Annotated in this window: 1 protein-coding gene; it reads left to right on the top strand. The window is 64.0% G+C overall.

Annotation, left to right across the window (positions count from 1 at the left end):
• Positions 1–222: hypothetical protein (locus RRF55_RS28735; protein WP_439419407.1), on the top strand; the 222-nt coding region annotated here is incomplete at both ends.

The raw sequence follows: 222 nt of genomic DNA, 5'->3' as shown, positions 1-222 counted from the left end.
GAGGCGGGCTCGCCGGATGACGAATTCTACGACGCCAAGGTCAAGGTTCTCTCCGAGGAGATCGAACATCACGTCGAGGAGGAGGAGAAGCGCGTCGAAGGCATGTTCGCGCAAGCGCGCGCCGCCGGTCTCGACATGGATGCTTTGGCTGACGCCATGCGGGCCCGCAAGGCTTCGGCCTTGGAGGAGTATCAAGCCGGCAAGCCTGCCCAGACCCGAACC

The organism is Klebsiella sp. K47 (assembly GCF_051858335.1).
Classification (GTDB): Bacteria; Pseudomonadota; Gammaproteobacteria; order Enterobacterales; family Enterobacteriaceae; genus Klebsiella; species Klebsiella pneumoniae.
Note: the sequence above shows the minus strand (reverse complement) of the source record. Positions and strands in the feature narration are given on the sequence as shown.